The following is a 16,908-nucleotide window of genomic DNA, read 5'->3' on the forward strand; positions in this document are numbered from 1 at the left end:
AATTGACTGCAATTCGGCATAAAATCGGGCACGCAGAGCAGAGAACCTTAACCTCGACCGGCTAAGGTCTGTTTCATATGTATCATTAAGGGTTGCCATGCTGAAAGTTCGCACAACTGCCGAGAAGTGGAGGTTTGTGGTCGCCATCACCGGGGGCGCGGTGCTGGCTTCTATTCTGTTGACCTGGATCATGCAGGGCGGTGAGCTGATAACTCAGTCATTGCAGCCATCCATTCTGGTGCCCTTGCTGATTGCGCCGCCTGTCACGCTATGGTCTGCCAACCGCATGCTGGAGATCCATCGCCTGAACCAGCAGCTCGAACACCTTTTGGCCCATGACCAGATGACCAACCTCCTGAGCCGCAGCCATTTCATGCGCCGCCTTGACGAGATGAGCAGCGACTTCAAGGGCAGTGTGCTGATGCTTGATATAGATTTTTTCAAGCAGGTGAATGATACCTACGGCCATCTTGTCGGCGACGAGGTGATCCGGCGGGTGGCTGAGGTGATCGAAACCCATGTGCGCCAGGACGGTCTAGCGGCGCGATATGGGGGCGAGGAGTTCGTTGTCTGCCTGCCGCAAAAGGATCTGGATGAGGCGATGGGCCGCGCAGAACAGATCCGCCGGGCCGTCGAGAACCAGACGGTTAGCGTGTCAGGGCAGGATCTGCGATGCACGATCTCAATCGGGCTTGGCTATGCCGACGGCGAGAAACCTCTGGTCGAGGTTTTGCGCAAAGCGGATGAGGCCCTGTACCTGGCTAAAAACCAAGGTCGCAACCGGGTGGGAACGCCGCATCAGACGCCGCAGTCGGCTGCGTAGAAAGCGACACATGTCGGTTCTACTTTTGTCCGATTTTGGGCTCGGTTCCGGCCCGTAGACGGGCGATGTTTTCGGAATGGCGCCAGATTACGATCACGGTCAGCGCGATAGTCAGTGCAACGATCTGTGGATGACCCAGCAAGACTGCCCAGACGGGCGCAGCCAGCGCCGACAACAGTGCAGAAGCTGAGGACATGCGTGTGATCGCGGCGCCTGCCAGCCATGTCAGGCAGGCTGCTACGCCCACCGGCCATGCCAGCGCAAGCATCAGACCCAGGAACGTGGCAACGCCCTTGCCGCCCTTGAAGCTGAGCCACACCGGAAAACAATGACCCAAGAAGGCCGCAAGCCCCGCGAGCTGCGCCGCGTCCTCTCCGGCCATCAGGCGCGCGATCACCACGGCGGCTGCGCCTTTGCCACCATCCAGCAAAAGTGTCAGCAGGGCCGCCACTTTCGATCCTGTGCGCAGCACATTGGTGGTGCCAATATTGCCTGAGCCGATTTCGCGCAGGTTGCCCAGCCCCATGAGGCGGGTCAGCACCAGGCCAAAGGGGATCGAGCCCAGCCCATAGCCAACAACGGCCCACAGCAGAAGCTGCACAAAGGAAGTTTCGAATTCAGGCATCAGTCTCTCCGGAACACGGGCTTGCCTGCCACATAGGTTACCAGCACTCTGCCCTGCATGCGCTGCCCGTCAAAGGGGGTATTCTGCGATTTTGACTTCAGCCTATAGCGATCCAACACAAAAGGAACATCCGCATCGAACAGGATCAGGTCCGCCGGTGCGCCTGCAGCCAGCCGACCCGACGGCAGGCCAAGACGCTTGGCTGGGTTCAGGGACATGGCCCGGAACAGGGTCGGCAGATCCAAAAGCTCGGCATGATAGAGGCGCAGGGCAGCGGGAAGCAGTGTTTCCAGCGCCACGGCGCCGGCGGCGGCCTCCTCGAACGGCAGGCGCTTGCTTTCCTCGTCCTGCGGCGTGTGCATCGAGGAAATCGTATCGATCAGACCCGTGCGTACCGCATCGATCACCGCCAGCCGGTCCTCTTCGGACCGAAGCGGCGGTTTCACCTTGAAGAAGGTACGGTAGTCGGCCACGTCCAGCTCGTTCAGCGTCAGGTGGTGGATCGAGGTGCCCGCAGTGATATCGAGCCCATTGGCCTTGGCGCGCTCCAGCGCGGGCAGGGCGCGGGCGGTGGTGATCTGATCGGCGTGATAGCGTGCGCCGGTCATTTCAAGCAGTGCAATGTCGCGGTCCAGGCCCATGCGTTCGGCCATCGGGGAAACGGCGGGAAGGCCGCGCAGGGTGGCGAACTTGCTGCTGGTCGCGGCGGCGCCTGCGCTCAGGATCGGCTCTTGCGGGTGGGCGATCACCAGCGCGCCGCAGCTTTTGGCATAGGTCAGCGCGCGGGAGAACACCTTGGTATTGGCCACCACGTGATCGCAGTCGGAAAAGGCAACCGCCCCGGCATCCATCAAAAAGCCGATCTCGGTCATCTCGCGCCCCTCGCGCCTCTTGGTCAGGGCAGCCATGGGCAGCACATTCACCGGCGCGTCGGCCTGGGCGCGGCGGGTGACGAACTCCAGCGTTTCTGGGCTGTCGATGGCGGGCATTGTGTCGGGGCGGGTGACCATGGTGGTGACGCCGCCCGCCGCCGCAGCCAGACCTGCGGTCTTGTAGCTTTCCTTGTGCCGCTCGCCGGGCTCGCAGACTTTGACGCCGATATCGACGATGCCGGGGGCAAGGCATTTGCCACCGCAATCCACCACGTCTGCCTTTGCAGGGTCAATGTTTCGCGCGCGAAACAGCTGCGCAGGATCCGTGCGCTCGGGCAGGATTTCAGCAATCTGACCGTCCGCCACAAGAACACCCCCCGGCGCATCCGTTCCGGCCTCGGGATCGATCAGGCGGGCGTTGATGAAAAGAGTGGTCATGTTTCCGGTGTCTCCATGCTGTCCGCTCCGGCCTGTATCTGACGCATCAGGGCGAGCACCTCTCGCCCGTTGCTGATCCGTTCAAAGCCCGCACGTTTGGTATATGCGTTGTCGCCCTTACCCAGTGTTTCCTCGTGAAACCAGATGGTAGAGTATTTGCTTTCCTCGAACTCGATCGTGGTATCGCTGCCGATGTCCCAGAAGCGCAAGCCCCGGCCGACAAACGGTAGCTCTGTGGCAATAAATGCGCGGCGGTTGGTCAGGCTGTACCAGGTGCGACGACGGGAATATGAGGGCCAGAACAGTCCAGCGCCAATCAGGTAAAGTCCGACGCCGAGCGGGAAAAGGCCGGTAATCCCAAGCAGAACAGCAAAGGACATGGCGCCTACGGTCCAGAACAGTCCAAAGGCGGTGACGATCATTCCAAAAATTGTGTAGGCAATCATTTGTCCTGTCACAGTGAAACCAGGGTCGGGGCGGCCCTGCCAAAGGACATGCTCATCCGCATCCAGAAGACCATCCCAGCCTCGCGCATCGGTCATGGCATTGCGCCCCTAATGGTCGCGAGGGTATGGCCCGGGTCAGCCTGGTATTTGATCAGGTGTTTGTCGCCGCCCTTGGTGATCACCTGCACATAGCCGCCCATGGAACGGATGGTCTCGATGTCATGCAGGGGTACGCTGCGTTCTGCGGGGCCGGTCAGAACGCCGCCGGAAATCGTCCAGACCACGGCCAGTTCCTCGCTCGCCAGATACCAGCCGCGCAGGGCGATGGCGGCAAGCCCCCCGATGGCGCCGGTCCAGATGTGCGGGTTGCCTGCGGCCCAGAGGACCCCCATGCCCGCCGCCATGGCAAAGGCGGCCATCCAGGCATGGGCGCGGATATAGGCGCTGCGGTCGGGGGTGAAGGTGATCTCGTTCTCGGTCTTGGGCATGTCAGCTCACCAGCAGATAGAGAACAAGAAAGATCAGCCCCATGACCAAGGCAAAGAGCGTGGCGCCAATACGACGCGCCTCGGCACGGGCCTTGCGCGGGGGCAGTTTCGGCGCGGAATAGGGTTTGGCGCTTTCGGTCTCGATCGGCGGGGCGGTCCATGTGGCGCTGGGGGTGCCGTAGGTGGCGATCAGCTGGATCTGATCGGCGGGTGTCAGGCGCATCTCGCGTCCGCCAAAGGCGCGCGAGCGGATCACCATGACGTGACCTTCCAGCGCCGCGAGGCGTTCGCGGTCCTGAGCGATCTGATCCTCGGGCACGCCCATGCCCTCGGTCAGGTACCCGGCAAGGCCGATCTCCTCCAGATCCCGGATCGGGAAGATATCGACCTGCTCCATGTCGATGGCATCAATGCCGAGCACCTGTGCGAGGGCCTCAGGCTCTTTCAGGAAGGCAGCCTGTTCGGGGCGCATGTCAAGCCGGAACAGACGGATTGCTCCGTACTCTCCTGCCGGGATATGGATGACGCCCTCCATCAGGATCAGCCCGCCTTTTCCATCCGATCGGCGCGCAGGTTTCGGGCCAGAAGGTCCATTGCTGCCATGCGCACGGCAACGCCCATCTCGACCTGTTCCTGAATGACGGATCGGTTGATGTCGTCGGCGATGGTGCCGTCAATCTCGACCCCGCGGTTCATCGGGCCAGGGTGCATGACGATAGCGTCTGGTTTGGCCAGCGCCAGTTTCTCGGCGTCGAGCCCATAGCGGTGGTAGTATTCGCGCTCCGAAGGGATGAAGCCCCCGTCCATGCGTTCCTTCTGAAGGCGCAGCATCATGACGACGTCCACGTCCTGCAGCCCCTCGCGCATGTCGTCATAGATCTCGGCGCCGAATTCAGCGAAATGGCCTGGCACCAATGTGGGCGGGCCGATCAGGCGAATGCGGTTTTCCATCTTTCCCAAAAGGATCAGGTTCGAGCGCGCCACGCGGGAATGGGCGATGTCGCCGCAGATCGCGATGTTCAGCCGGTGCAGCCGCCCTGTGGCGCGCCGGATGGTCAGCGCATCCAAAAGCGCCTGCGTCGGGTGCTCGTGCCGCCCGTCGCCCGCGTTCAGAACCGCGCAGTTCACCTTTTGCGCCAGAAGATCCACCGCGCCCGAATGAGGGTGACGCACCACCAGCAGATCGGGATGCATCGCGTTCAGGGTCATCGCCGTGTCGATCAGCGTCTCGCCCTTTTTGATGCTGGAGGCCTGCATCGCCATATTCATCACATCCGCGCCCAGGCGCTTGCCGGCCAGCTCGAAGCTGGCTTGTGTGCGGGTGGAGTTTTCAAAGAACATGTTGATCTGGGTAAGACCCGCCAGCACGTCCGAATGCTTTTCCGGGCGCCGGTTCAGGTCCACGTAAGTGTCGGCCAGATCCAGGATCTCGGTGATCTCATGGGGTTTCAGGTGCTCGATCCCCAACAGGTGACGGGCTGCAAAGCTGGGTCCGGTGGGGGCTGGGGAAGCATGGGACATGAGACGGGCTCCGCGCTGTTTGCGCGCCCTTATAGGCGGGGCAGCGGGGCCGGGCAAGGCGCTGTGGTGTCGCTGTCTGGGGAGTGGAGTGATACCTCTTGTCCCGCTGCGCAAGTCTGTGGTTCCGCTTGGCGCGTGGGCAGAGTAGTTTTGCGCCATGGAATCGGCATTGGATTATCACAGCGCCCGGGCCCTCTTGGCCTGGCAGATCGAACTGGGCGCGACCGAGGCCCTGTGCGAAACCCCTGTGAACCGCTACGAGCTGGAGCAGCAGGCGCGCAAAGCCGCCCGCGATGCGCAGCCCGAAGCGGTGAAGCCCGGTCACATCCAGCGCCCGCCTGAAGTGGACCCGGTCGAGGTCGCCCAAAAAGCTGCCCGCGCGGCAACCGCCCTGCCAGCCCTGCGTGAGGCGATTGGTGCTTTTGAACACTGCGAGCTGAAGCGTGGTGCGCGCAACCTTGTGTTTTCTGACGGTCAGGCAGGCGCGCGGGTGATGATCATCGGAGAGGCCCCGGGCCGGGACGAGGACCGCGAGGGGCGTCCCTTTGTGGGGCGCGCCGGACAGTTGTTGGACAAGATGCTGGGCGCTATCGATCTGGACAGGGACAAGAACGTCTATATCACCAATGTCCTGCCCTGGCGGCCGCCGCAGAACCGCGATCCGCTGCCCGCAGAGGTGGCGATGATGGTGCCTTTCCTGAAACGCCATGTAGAGCTGGCCGAGCCGGAGGTGCTGGTCTTGATGGGCAATATCAGCTGTCAGGCGGTCTTGGGCAAACGCGGCATCACCCGGCTGCGAGGGCAGTGGGATCAGGTCTGGGGCAAGCCGGTCATTCCGATGTTCCACCCGGCCTATCTGCTCCGCCAGCCCGTCCAAAAACGCGCCGCCTGGGGTGACCTGCTGGAACTGAAGGCGCGGCTGGGGGCCCTGTGATGAGATTTCAGCAATGAAGCTTCTTGCCTTCTCCGACCTGCACCTGGCCCGAGCCCGCGCTGCCGATTTGGTTGTGGCCAGTGCGGAGGCCGACCTCGTGGTCGGGGCAGGGGATTTCTGCAACGCGCGGCAGGGGCTGGCAGAGGCGATGGAGCTGCTCTCGGATATCACCGCGCCGATGGTGATGGTGGCAGGCAATGCCGAAAGCGCCGATGAGCTGCGCGCCGCCGCCCCAGCAAACGCCCATGTGCTGCATGGGAATGGCGTTACGATTGAGGGCGTCACCTTCTGGGGGCTGGGCGGCGGTGTGCCGGAAACACCCTTTGGCGCCTGGTCCTGGGATCTCTCCGAGGAGGATGCCGAGGCACTGCTGGAGCCCTGCGAGAGGGCAGATGTTCTGGTCACCCATTCCCCGCCAAAGGGGCTAGGCGATTTGACATCAACGGGCCTCTCGGTTGGCTCCACCGCGATCCGCGCGGCTATTGAACGCCTTCAGCCGAAATTGTCTCTCTTTGGTCACGTGCATGAGGCCTGGGGCGCAAGGGGGCAGATCGGGCGGACTGACTGTGCGAACCTTGGTCCGATGGCCAATTTCTTTGAGGTGAGCAATGATTGATCCGCTGACCCTTCTGGCCTTTGTCCCCGCGGCGCTGGCGCTGAACTTGACGCCGGGAGCGGACATGATGTTTTGCCTTGGCCAAGGCCTGCGATCCGGGCGCGGCGCGGCGGTGGCGGCCAGTGCGGGCATCACGGCGGGATGTTTCGTGCATGTGGTGCTGGCTGGCCTGGGACTTGGCGCGGCAGTGGCGGCGGTGCCGGGATTGTTCGACGTGATCCGCTGGGTCGGGGTCGCTTATTTGTTATATCTCGCCTGGACCACCTTCCGCAGCGGACCGGTTGCGGGCGAAGCGCCTGCCATACCTGCCGCGCGCGCCTTTCGGTCTGGCTTCGTCGTGAACCTGACCAACCCCAAGGTGATCCTCTTCGTGCTGGCCTTCATCCCGCAGTTTGTGGTGCCCGAGGCCGGTCCGGTCCTGATTCAGTTCCTGATCTTCGGTGCGATCCTGTCCATTGGCGGTTTCGTGATCAACGGCCTGGTCGGGATCTTTGCAGGGCAGGCGGGGCGACGCCTGATCGCCAATCCGGTGGCGGGGCGCTGGCTGGGGCGCATCTCCGGCGGTATCTTTGCGGGTCTTGCCCTGAGGCTCGCCATTCTTGAAAAAGCATGAGGTTCATTAGGCATGTCCCGTATCGATGAGAGCAAGGAGTTCATCCCCGTCCGCATCGCCATTCTGACTGTCTCCGACAGCCGCGCGCTGGAGGAAGACCGTTCGGGACAGGTGCTGGTGGACCGTCTGACCGGGGCAGGCCATGTGCTGGCAGACCGCAAGATCCTGCCCGATGAGCGTGACCAGATTGCCGATCAGCTGCGCGCCTGGGTGGCCGACCCGGAGGTCGATGTGGTGATTTCCACCGGCGGCACCGGCCTTACGGGCCGCGATGTCACGGTCGAGGCGCACCGCGATGTCTATGAAAAAGAGATCGACGCCTTTGGCACGGTGTTCACCCTTATCTCGATGCAGAAGATCGGCACCTCGGCGGTGCAGTCGCGGGCCACGGGTGGCGTCGCGGGGGGAACATATCTGTTCGCGCTGCCCGGCAGCCCCGGCGCCTGCAAGGACGGCTGGGATGAAATCCTGGGCAAACAGCTTGATTTCCGTCACCGTCCTTGCAACTTCGTGGAAATAATGCCGCGATTGGACGAACATTTGCGACGGAAGTGATCCGCGCGGGCGTGTAACCTCGTAAAGGATTTGTACAGTTGCTATCTTTTCAGGTGGGCGATTGCGCTTGCCTGAGTGTTTTCACTGGAATTGTCGGCAGCATTTGCCACCGGAAGGAAATGACATGCGGTTTCTGCGGCATAGTTTGATAGGTCTGCTTCTGATGGCGTTGACGCTGGCGCTGCTGGCCTATGCGGGGTGGATCGTGCGTGGTGCCATTGATGCGCGGATGAACGCAGAGCCGCGCACCCCGCCTGCGCGTGAACGCGTTTTTGCGGTGCGGGTTGTTACAGCGGATGAGCAGACCATCGCGCCCGAACTCATCGCCTTTGGCCGTATCGAAAGCCGTCGCACGCTGGAACTGCGCACCGCGCTGGGCGGGCGGGTAACCCATTTGTCCGACCACTTTGAAGAGGGCGGGCGCGTGGAAGAGGGCGCTCTACTGGTTCAGATCGACCCCGCAGATGCCCAGGCCGCGCTGGACCGGGCAGAGGCGGATATGATGGATGCTGAAGCCGAGGAACGTGATGCGGGGCGGGCGATGGTCTTGGCCGGGGATGAACTGGATGCCGCACAGGATCAAGCCCAGTTGCGCCTAAAGGCCTATCAGCGTCAACTCGATCTGGAAGAGCGCGGCGTTGGAACCGCAGCCACCGTTGAAACCGCAGCCCTCGCGGCGGCGCAGGCGCGCCAGGCGGTGATTTCGCGCAGGCAGGCGGTGTCACAGGCCGAGGCGCGCGTCGATCAGGCCAAGACCCGCGTGGCCCGCGCCGAGATCGCACTGGAAACCGCGCGCCGCGATCTGGCCGACACTTCCATCACGGCGGCCTTTGGCGGGACGCTGCAATCAGTGAGTCTGGTGGAAGGCCGTCTTGTCTCTGCAAACGAAAAACTCGCCGAACTGGTGGATCCCGACCGGCTGGAGGCCGCGTTTCGCGTTTCGACCTCTCAATATGCGCGGCTTCTGGATGAGGCAGGCCGCCTGATCCCGGCGCCGGTACGGGTGATGCTGGATGCGTCGGGCGCGGCACTGTCGGCCACGGGGACGCTGTCCCGCGTGAGCGGCGCTGCTGGTGACGGGCAGACGGGACGTCTGGTCTATGCCCGTCTTGATGCTGCGCCGGGTTTCAAGCCGGGCGATTTTGTTACAGTTTCCGTCACGGAACCACCGGTGGAACGGGTGGTGCGCATCGCCGCTTCGGCGCTGGGCAGTGATGGCACGGTTCTCGTGTTAGGTGAAGAGGATCGCCTTGAGGCGTTGCCAGTCGAATTGGTGCGTCGTCAGGGGGACGATGTACTGATCCGCGGTGCGGGGCTTGCGGGGCGCGAGGTTGTCACCGCGCGCACGCCGCTCCTGGGCGCTGGGATCCGGGTACGCCCCCTGCGGCTGGATGCCAATGCGCAGATCGCCCCAGCCGAACCGGACCTGATCGAGTTGACCGAAGACCGCCGCGCCAAGCTGGTGGCCTTTGTCGAGGGCAACAGCCGCATGCCGGAGGAGGCACGCAAACGGCTTCTGGCTCAGCTGTCCGAACGCGCCGTTCCCGCCCAATTGGTCACCCGTATCGAAACCCGGATGGGGGGCTGATCCATGCGTGATCTGTCGCGGCCTGCGGGCGGTCTGCTGAGCTATTTCACCCGCCACCGCACGGCTGCGAACCTGCTGCTTGTGATCCTGTTGGTGCTGGGCGCGGCGGCGATCCCCAACATGCGGGCGCAGTTTTTCCCGGACGTGATCATCGAGAACGTCAACGTGCGGGTCCAATGGGACGGCGCCGGCCCTGAGGATGTGGACAGCGCCATTGTGCAGGCGCTGGAGCCGGCGTTGCTGGCGGTCGACGGAGTCGAGGAAAGCAGCGCCACCTCGCGTGAGGGGCTTGCGAGTATCACGCTGGAGTTCGAGCCCGGCTGGGACATGTCGCGCGCTGCCGATGATGTGCAGACCGCGGTCAGCCTTGTCACGACCCTGCCGGAAGAGGCCGAAGAGCCGACCGTTAAACGGGGGGCCTGGCGCGATCGTGTGACCGATGTAGTGATCACCGGTGACATCGGCCCCGAGCAACTTGGTCTATTTGCTGATGAGTTGATCGTTCGGCTTTTCGAGGTGGGCGTCACCCGCACCACGATCCGGGGCGTTGCCGCGCCTGAAACCATTGTCGAGGTGCCCTCGGCCTCGCTCATCACCCATGATATCAGCATGTCCGATATCGCGTCTGCCATTGCCTCCGAGGTCACTGCCGATCCGGCGGGCGATGTCAGCGGCGCCAATGCGCGCGTGCGTACCGGGCGCGAAAAACGCAACCCCGATGAGATCGCCGGAATCGTCCTGCGCACCAACGCGGATGGATCTGTGCTCACCATTGGCGATGTAGCGCGGGTCCGGGTCGAGGGGGTGGACCGCGCGCGCTCCTATTTCGTGGGGGAGCATCCAGCCATGTCGATCCGGGTGGACCGCTCGGATCAAGGCGATGCCATCGGTATTCAGCACACGGTGGAAAAGGTCGTCGCCGAAATGCAGCAGAGCCTGCCGCAAGGTGTCAGCGCCGATCTGATCCGCACCCGCGCCGAGGCGATCTCGGATCGTCTAAACATTCTGGTCGATAACGGTCTGATGGGACTGGGCCTTGTTTTGGTGCTCTTGTTCCTGTTCCTGAATGTGCGCATCGCCTTCTGGGTGGCGGCTGGCATACCGGCGGCGATGTTTGCGGCCGTTGCGCTGATGTATGCGGCGGGGCTGACCATCAACATGGTCTCACTCTTTGGGCTGATCATCACGCTCGGCATCGTGGTGGATGACGCGATTGTCGTCGGAGAGCACGCCGATTTCCGGGTGCGCCGACTGGGGGAAACGCCGATGCAGGCGGCCGAGAATGCTGCGCGTCGCATGGCGATGCCGGTGTTTGCTGCAACGCTGACCACGATCATCGCTTTTTTCGGGCTGACACTTGTCGGCGGACGTTTTGGGGATCTGATCCGCGACATTCCCTTCACGGTGATCATGGTGCTGGCGGCCTCTTTGGTGGAGTGTTTCCTGATCCTGCCGAACCACATGGCCCATGCCTTGGTACACGCTCAGAAACGCCATTGGTACGACTGGCCGAACCGGGTGGTGAACCAGGGCTTTCGCTGGGTGCGTGATACGCTGTTCCGCCCGTTGATGGTGCTGGTGGTTAAGGCGCGATACGTGGTTATCGCCGGGGCGGTCGTCATTTTGGCCAGCCAAATGGTGCTCTTCATCGGTGGGGATGTGAAATGGCGATTCTTCAATGCGCCCGAACGCGGATCGGTCACCGGCAATTTTGCGATGGCCGAGGGGGCAAGCCGCGAGGATACGCTGGCGATGATGCGGGAGATGCAGCGCGCGACAGAGGCGCTGGGCGCGGAATACGCGGAACGTTACGATCGCAACCCGCTTGAGTTTGTTATGGCCGAAGTGGGCGGCAACGCCGGTCGCGGCCTTTCGGGTGTTGAGGCAAAGGATAAGGATCTGCTGGGCGGCATATCGATCGAACTGATCGACGCGGACCTCAGGGATTACTCGAGCTTTGCCTTTGTGGCCGAGTTGCAGGAGCGGGTAGAGCGTCACCCCCTTGTCGAGACAATTTCCTTCCGTAGCTGGCGCTCGGGGCCGGGAGGCGATGCGCTGGACGTCCAGTTCTACGGCGCTGATGTGCAGACGCTCAAGGCAGCCTCCGAGGATCTGAAGGCGGCGGTCCTGCGCTTCCCCGAAGTCTCTGCAGTGCAGGACAACCTGGCCTATGACAAGGAAGAAGTGATCCTGGAACTGACCCCGCAGGGGCAGGCTTTGAATTTCACCATCGATAGCCTCGGACGTGCCCTGCGCGCGCGGCTGAATGGGATCGAGGCAGCCACCTACCCAGATGGGCCGCGCAGCGCCACGGTGCGCGTGGAACTGCCCGAGGGAGAGCTGACGGCGGATTTCCTGGAACGCACCCTGATGCGTGCACCGAACGGCAGCTATGTGCCGCTTGCTGATATCGTCTCTGTTAGTCAGCGCAGTGGCTTTTCCACCGTGCGGCGGGAGAACGGCATCCGGGTCATCAGTGTCACGGGCGACATTTCCGAGGACGATCCGGCCCGCGCCGAGGCGGTTATCAAGGCTTTGGAAGATGAAATCCTGCCCAGGATCGCCAGCGAGCGGCAGGTGGAATGGCGCCTGTCGGGCCTGAGCGAGCAGGAGGATACCTTCCTGGCCGAAGCAGGCACTGGGCTGATCCTGTGCCTGACGGGTATCTATCTTGTGCTGGCATGGATATTTGCCAGCTGGACGCGTCCGATAGTGGTGATGGCGATCATTCCGTTCGGTCTCGTTGGGACGATTTGGGGCCATTACATCTGGGAGGTGCCACTCAGCATGTTCACGGTCGTTGGTCTTTTGGGGATGACAGGGATCATCATCAACGACTCGATCGTGCTTGTGACCACCATCGACGAATACGCCAAGGAGCGTGGGCTTGTCCCCTCCATCATCGACGGGGCGGCGGATCGTTTGCGGCCGGTGATGCTGACCACCCTGACCACGGTGCTGGGGCTGGCGCCGCTGATGTATGAAGGCTCGCAGCAGGCGCAGTTCCTGAAACCGACAGTGATTACCCTGGTCTATGGGCTTGGCTTTGGGATGTTCCTCGTGCTGCTTGTGGTGCCAGCCTTGGTCGCCATTCAGCGGGACGCATCGCGGCCCCTGACGTCTTTGCGGCGGGCGTTGCGCTCGCGCGGGAGAGCGCATACGCGCGTGCTGCGGTGGCTGATCGGGGTCTCTGGTTTTGCCCATCTGGGCTGGCTGGGATTGACCATGGGTTGGGCTATGGCGACGGGTGCCTTGCATCCGGCTCTACGCGAAGGGTTACAGCAGGTTGCTCCGCCCCTTGTGGCCATGGACCCGGTCCGGGCGGGCTTGGCCATATTCCTCATCGGCTCTGTGGTATTGATCTTGCTGACCTATGTAATCGGCGCGCTTACTCATGCTTTCAGTGCGCGCCAGCGGGCGCGGGCCAACAGCGCGACCTCGGCCACCTGATCGATCAGCTGCAGGCCGGTGTCCTGCAGCAGCGCGTCCACCTGAACCCAATCGGCCTGCAGCGCATCATCGTCGGGGCTGGGCGAGCCTTCGATGAAGTCGCAAAGAACCGCGGTGAGCAGGTAGTGATGGGAAAGGCCTGTAGCGCTGCGATCGGGCAGCAGTACGTCCACGTTGGTGAGATACTCCAGCGGGCGGGCATGAACGCCGGTTTCCTCCCGCAGCTCGCGGGCGGCGGCCTCCAGCGCGGTTTCGCCCCATTCCACGTGGCCGCCGGGAAATCCCCACCAGCCCGCATTCGGTGCGTTGCGCCGTTGGACCAATATGACGTTGTCCTGACCGGCAATCCGGTGGCACACCACGGCAAGCGCGCCAAGCGTTGGGCGCCTCATCCGGCGTCGCAGCCTCGAATATCTACAGCATGGCTGCGGCCCAGCACCGTGATGCGCACATGAGAGCGATCAATTGCGGCTGGGGTCCCTTGGGTGGCGGGCAGGAACTCGGTGCTGGCAAGAAGCATCCCGCCGCGGCGCTCTGTGTGGGTTTCGCCGGCCATCATGTGAGGGGTTCCGGGCTCTATCACAGCGACTTCTTCTCCGCCGGCGCTGGGCATCTTGATGCGGGCCTCAACCTTGATTCCGTAGCGGCCGGGGCGCAGGCTACAGGTCGCGGAGGAGACACCCGCTTCGGAAGCGGAATAGGGGCGCGAGGCCAGCGCGGCGATGATGGCCGGATTGCGGCCTGCGTCCGGGTTCAGGTGGTGATCAAAGCGCAATTCGGAGGGAACGCAGACATCTTTGCAGATGCCCAGTTCCATTCTGCCTTTCAGCCGCACAGGTGCGCCGGGGCGCTCCGGTGCAATTTCAATCGGCAGTACCAGTTGGTCGTGATAGCCAATGGTGCGAAAGCCCGATGTCAGGAAAACTTCAGGGGTTGGCCACGTCATCGACACCGCGCCCACGTTGCGCGAGCCCCGCCAGGTAAAGCTGGGCGGTATGCCGGCATCCCCCGGCGCGCGCCAGTAGGTTTTCCATCCCTGCGAGAGGGTCAGCCTTAGCGCGCCCAGGTAGGTGCCGCGACTGGTCAGACCACCGTCAAGCACTTCGATCTGTACAAGATCGGTAGGGCCAAGCCCCTCTGCGGCCCGAGCGTGCGGAGCAAGTGTCGCAAGGCCCGCGGCGATGACTGCAGCGAGCGGCAGAGACAGGTGGCGCTTGAGCCTCCGCGCTGGCGGTCGAGACGGCGGCACCTTGGCGCTGGTGTGGTATTCGGGCGTTTGGTCGGGTTGCATGTGCGTCATTAGACCATACATGCGCATCAGAAGGGTAAATGCCAAGTCACGTTCCGGTCAGAAAGCAAACAATTTCCCGGTGGCAGTCGCGTGGATCTTGCGATTGAAGCCCTTGCCCTTGCTTCGGGTGCGCCGGGGTTGCATGCTGGCGTTACGCTGCGGCCTTTTGAGTGGCCACTGCGCAGAGCGGACAGAAAGAACGGCGAAAAGAACGCGATATGGATCTGACAGGTAAACTCTTGATCGCTATGCCCGGTATCGGCGATCCGCGGTTTGAACACTCGGTTGTGTTTCTGTGCTCCCACAGCGAAGAGGGGGCTATGGGTCTGATCGTAAACAAGACCGCCCCAGGGGTTCAGCTTGGCAGCTTGCTTGACCAGCTTGAGATCGTGGCAGGCACCGATGCGGCGGCTTTGCCGGTGCGTTTCGGGGGGCCAGTGGAAACCCAGCGCGGGTTCGTTCTTCATTCTGACGAATATGCATCCCGAGTGAATTCGCTTGCTGTTCCCGGCGGCTTTGCCATGACCGCCACGCTGGATATTCTCGAGGATATCGCCGAAGGCAGCGGACCGGCTAAGACAGCTATCATGCTTGGCTATGCCGGCTGGGGGCCAGGGCAGCTCGAAAGCGAAATTGTGGCGAATGGCTGGCTGACGGCCGAGGCCACTTCCGATCTAATTTTCGATATGGCAGACCTTGACAAGTGGGAAGCGGCACTCCGGTCACTTGGGGTCGATCCGGTGTCTCTCTCGGCCAGCGCGGGGACAGCCTGAGAGGCTCTTGGTATCCGAAACAGTGTGTACCTAGGGCGGGCTCCCGCGCCTTTGGGGCGTATCAGAGATGCGCGCAAAAGGCTTGGGCGTGGCGCCGCGCTGATGCGCGGCGCGGTTGCGTTCTGCAGCCCGCGATGCGGAGAACATGAAACGCTTGATCGTGTCAGGGGCGCACGTATGAGAAGCCCTGCTCCTGCAACTCCACCAGGCGCACCACGCCGGAAGGCACAATTGCGGCTTCCTCCATAAGCGCTACGTTTTTACCTGCTTTCTCGCTCATCTTGCGATGGGTATTGCCGCAGGCTGAAAAGGAGAGCTGCTCGTTCTCAAGGCTCATTGCCGAGATCCGATCCGCCACCGGGCTTTTCCCGGGAATGAGCATGTTGAGGCCAGGGCCATAGGCGACCACTTCAACAACGGCCGCATCACCTTGCGCCTCGTAGTAACGTGTGAGGTTTTGCACATTGTTTAGCGCCATGTTCATGACTTTTGGGTCGTTCTGGTTCACATGAACCGCGACGTAATGGGTTTTGCCCTCGGCCAGAGCCTGGCTTGCAGCGCCGACGCCAAGAGTGGCGGCGAGGGCCGCTGCAGTGATGATATGTTTCATGATGTTCCTCCCTATCGTTTGGACAGGATAGACTGCGGCTGGCCATATGAATAGAGACTAGCGAATATGTGAATGCATGGGGCGCGAAAAGAGATGGTCTCCGCTTGGCGCTGTTGCGCCGCGCGTCAGCGCGGCGCCGGGCCCAACCCTGAACGGGGATATGTGAATATATCCGGGAAGGGGCGGGAGCGCGCCGGTCTCAGGGGGCGTCTGCTCCATTGCGCGGAGCCGCCGCGCGCTGCAGCCGGTCGTTGATCGCAACACCCAGCCCGCGGTCCGGAACTGGCGCCACCGCGATTGGCCTGCCCATGGCGTCCAACCGGTGCAGGTGGTCAAAGAGGTTGGCAGCCGCCTCGGCCAGGTCGGCGGTCTCGGAGAGATTGAGGTCGCATCCCATCGGGCCGAACCCCAGCAGCAGCTCGCCCTCTGTTGCGGTACTGGCGTTCAGGCGGACGCTGGCCTGCGGAGCGTAGTGCGACAGCAATTGTCCCGGTGCGGTGAGAGGACCGGCGTCATCGCGCTGCATGAGGGATTGTCCAAGGACGGACTCGATCTCTTCGGCCGCCAATCCGCCGGGGCGTAACAGGATCACCTCTGGCCCCGAAAGGCCCAGGATCGTGGATTCCACGCCAACGGCACAGGGTCCATCGTCCACGACCGCTGCGATCCTGCCATTCAGCCCGGCCAGAACATGGGCGGCTGTCGTGGGGCTGATCCGCCCCGACGGGTTGGCCGAGGGCGCGGCAACCGGCCCGCCCACATATTCAAGCAGGCGCAGGGCGGTGGGATGCGCAGGAACCCGGACCGCCAGTGTCGAAAGCCCCGCTGTCACCAAGCCCGACACCCTGTGGCCTTCGCGTAGGGGCAGGACGAGGGTGAGCGGCCCGGGCCAGAAGGCCTTGGCCAGCCGGTCGGCCAGATCATTCCACTGCACCAGCTGCTGTGCGGCCTTTGTCGAATGCACATGGGCGATCAGCGGGTTGAAACTGGGCCTGCCTTTGGCCTCGTAGACCGCGGCCACCGCCGTGCCGTTTCGCGCATCGGCGCCCAAACCATAGACAGTCTCGGTCGGAAAGGACACGAGTTTACCCGCTTTAAGAAGGTCGGCGGCGTGGATCAAATCCTGATCGTTGGGGCTCAGGATTTCCGTGATTTGGCTACTCATGATCGGTGACGCGGCGTTTTGGTTGATTGAAAAGGGCGAGTGGATAGGTAATCGAGCAGGCCGCGAGATATAAGGGGCCTCGCATGTGTTGCCAAGTCCG

At 62.8% G+C, this 16,908-nt stretch carries 18 protein-coding genes; 8 read left to right on the plus strand and 10 right to left on the minus strand.

The genetic code is table 11. The features are described 5' to 3' along the window. Positions 1-97: 97 nt before the first annotated feature. Positions 98-823 (plus strand): GGDEF domain-containing protein, encoded by a 726-nt coding sequence (locus INS80_RS10025; protein ID WP_192965496.1) that lies wholly within the window; start codon positions 98-100, stop codon positions 821-823. 19 nt (positions 824-842) lie between these two features. Here the strand turns inward: INS80_RS10025 and plsY are convergent, their stop codons facing one another. From plsY to INS80_RS10055, 6 genes are read right to left on the minus strand one after another with little or no spacing between them, the layout of a single operon-like run. Continuing rightward, complete coding sequence (plsY, locus tag INS80_RS10030) at positions 843-1,448, minus strand: glycerol-3-phosphate 1-O-acyltransferase PlsY (protein ID WP_192965497.1); 606 nt, start codon at positions 1,446-1,448, stop codon at positions 843-845. Next, on the minus strand, positions 1,448-2,758 hold the full coding sequence (gene pyrC, locus INS80_RS10035; protein ID WP_192965498.1) for a dihydroorotase: 1,311 nt from the start codon (positions 2,756-2,758) through the stop codon (positions 1,448-1,450). Before pyrC ends, plsY begins: the two co-directional genes overlap by 1 nt. After that, the gene (locus INS80_RS10040; protein WP_192965499.1) at positions 2,755-3,300 is read right to left on the minus strand and encodes an aspartate carbamoyltransferase catalytic subunit; all 546 of its coding nucleotides are present in this window, start codon (positions 3,298-3,300) and stop codon (positions 2,755-2,757) included. The genes pyrC and INS80_RS10040 overlap by 4 nt, the downstream gene beginning before the upstream one ends. Continuing rightward, entirely contained in the window at positions 3,297-3,692 is a 396-nt protein-coding gene (locus tag INS80_RS10045; protein WP_192965500.1) for a hypothetical protein, read from the minus strand. The genes INS80_RS10040 and INS80_RS10045 overlap by 4 nt, the downstream gene beginning before the upstream one ends. 1 nt (position 3,693) lies before the next feature. Further along, positions 3,694-4,227, minus strand: a complete 534-nt coding sequence (locus INS80_RS10050; protein ID WP_192965501.1) for a hypothetical protein — start codon at positions 4,225-4,227, stop codon at positions 3,694-3,696. Positions 4,228-4,232: 5 nt separating this feature from the next. Then, positions 4,233-5,213 carry an aspartate carbamoyltransferase catalytic subunit gene (locus INS80_RS10055; RefSeq protein WP_192965502.1) on the minus strand — a complete coding sequence of 327 codons (981 nt, stop codon included), beginning with the start codon at positions 5,211-5,213 and terminating at the stop codon, positions 4,233-4,235. Positions 5,214-5,370: 157 nt separating this feature from the next. On the opposite strand from INS80_RS10055, the gene INS80_RS10060 reads away from it, so the two are divergent. The 6 genes from INS80_RS10060 to INS80_RS10085 all read left to right on the plus strand — a co-directional run bounded on the left by INS80_RS10060 (position 5,371) and on the right by INS80_RS10085 (position 12,969). Further along, positions 5,371-6,147, plus strand: coding sequence for a uracil-DNA glycosylase (locus INS80_RS10060; RefSeq protein WP_192965503.1), 777 nt, complete (start codon positions 5,371-5,373; stop codon positions 6,145-6,147). 13 nt (positions 6,148-6,160) lie between these two features. Next, positions 6,161-6,763, plus strand: coding sequence for a metallophosphoesterase family protein (locus INS80_RS10065; RefSeq protein WP_192965504.1), 603 nt, complete (start codon positions 6,161-6,163; stop codon positions 6,761-6,763). After that, complete coding sequence (locus INS80_RS10070; RefSeq protein ID WP_192965505.1) at positions 6,756-7,376, plus strand: LysE family translocator; 621 nt, start codon at positions 6,756-6,758, stop codon at positions 7,374-7,376. The genes INS80_RS10065 and INS80_RS10070 overlap by 8 nt, the downstream gene beginning before the upstream one ends. A gap of 12 nt (positions 7,377-7,388) precedes the next feature. Further along, a complete protein-coding gene (gene moaB, locus INS80_RS10075) occupies positions 7,389-7,931 on the plus strand; it encodes a molybdenum cofactor biosynthesis protein B (protein ID WP_192965506.1) in 543 nt (180 codons plus the stop codon). A gap of 124 nt (positions 7,932-8,055) precedes the next feature. Then, positions 8,056-9,519: an efflux RND transporter periplasmic adaptor subunit gene (locus INS80_RS10080; protein ID WP_192965507.1), complete on the plus strand. Its 1,464-nt coding sequence runs from the start codon at positions 8,056-8,058 to the stop codon at positions 9,517-9,519. A 3-nt stretch (positions 9,520-9,522) separates the two neighbouring features. Then, the gene (locus tag INS80_RS10085; RefSeq protein WP_192965508.1) at positions 9,523-12,969 is read left to right on the plus strand and encodes an efflux RND transporter permease subunit; all 3,447 of its coding nucleotides are present in this window, start codon (positions 9,523-9,525) and stop codon (positions 12,967-12,969) included. On the opposite strand, the gene INS80_RS10090 is transcribed toward INS80_RS10085, so the two are convergent. Beyond that, positions 12,912-13,361, minus strand: coding sequence for an NUDIX hydrolase (locus INS80_RS10090; protein WP_192965509.1), 450 nt, complete (start codon positions 13,359-13,361; stop codon positions 12,912-12,914). The two genes, INS80_RS10085 and INS80_RS10090, sit on opposite strands and share 58 nt — an antisense overlap. Next, positions 13,358-14,260 carry a protein-disulfide reductase DsbD domain-containing protein gene (locus INS80_RS10095; protein ID WP_192965510.1) on the minus strand — a complete coding sequence of 301 codons (903 nt, stop codon included), beginning with the start codon at positions 14,258-14,260 and terminating at the stop codon, positions 13,358-13,360. The genes INS80_RS10090 and INS80_RS10095 overlap by 4 nt, the downstream gene beginning before the upstream one ends. Positions 14,261-14,430: 170 nt before the next feature. Here INS80_RS10095 and INS80_RS10100 point away from each other — a divergent pair, with 170 nt between their 5' ends. After that, on the plus strand, positions 14,431-15,033 hold the full coding sequence (locus tag INS80_RS10100) for a YqgE/AlgH family protein (RefSeq protein ID WP_369411387.1): 603 nt from the start codon (positions 14,431-14,433) through the stop codon (positions 15,031-15,033). A gap of 163 nt (positions 15,034-15,196) precedes the next feature. Here INS80_RS10100 and INS80_RS10105 read toward each other — a convergent pair whose 3' ends face one another. Together INS80_RS10105 and INS80_RS10110 are read right to left on the minus strand one after the other, a co-directional pair. Then, the gene (locus tag INS80_RS10105; protein WP_192965512.1) at positions 15,197-15,643 is read right to left on the minus strand and encodes a DsrE family protein; all 447 of its coding nucleotides are present in this window, start codon (positions 15,641-15,643) and stop codon (positions 15,197-15,199) included. A gap of 199 nt (positions 15,644-15,842) precedes the next feature. Next, a complete protein-coding gene (locus INS80_RS10110) occupies positions 15,843-16,808 on the minus strand; it encodes an L-threonylcarbamoyladenylate synthase (protein ID WP_192965513.1) in 966 nt (321 codons plus the stop codon). Between the last annotated feature and the right edge of the window lie 100 nt (positions 16,809-16,908).

This window comes from Phycobacter azelaicus, assembly GCF_014884385.1.
In the GTDB taxonomy this organism is placed as follows: Bacteria; Pseudomonadota; Alphaproteobacteria; order Rhodobacterales; family Rhodobacteraceae; genus Phycobacter; species Phycobacter azelaicus.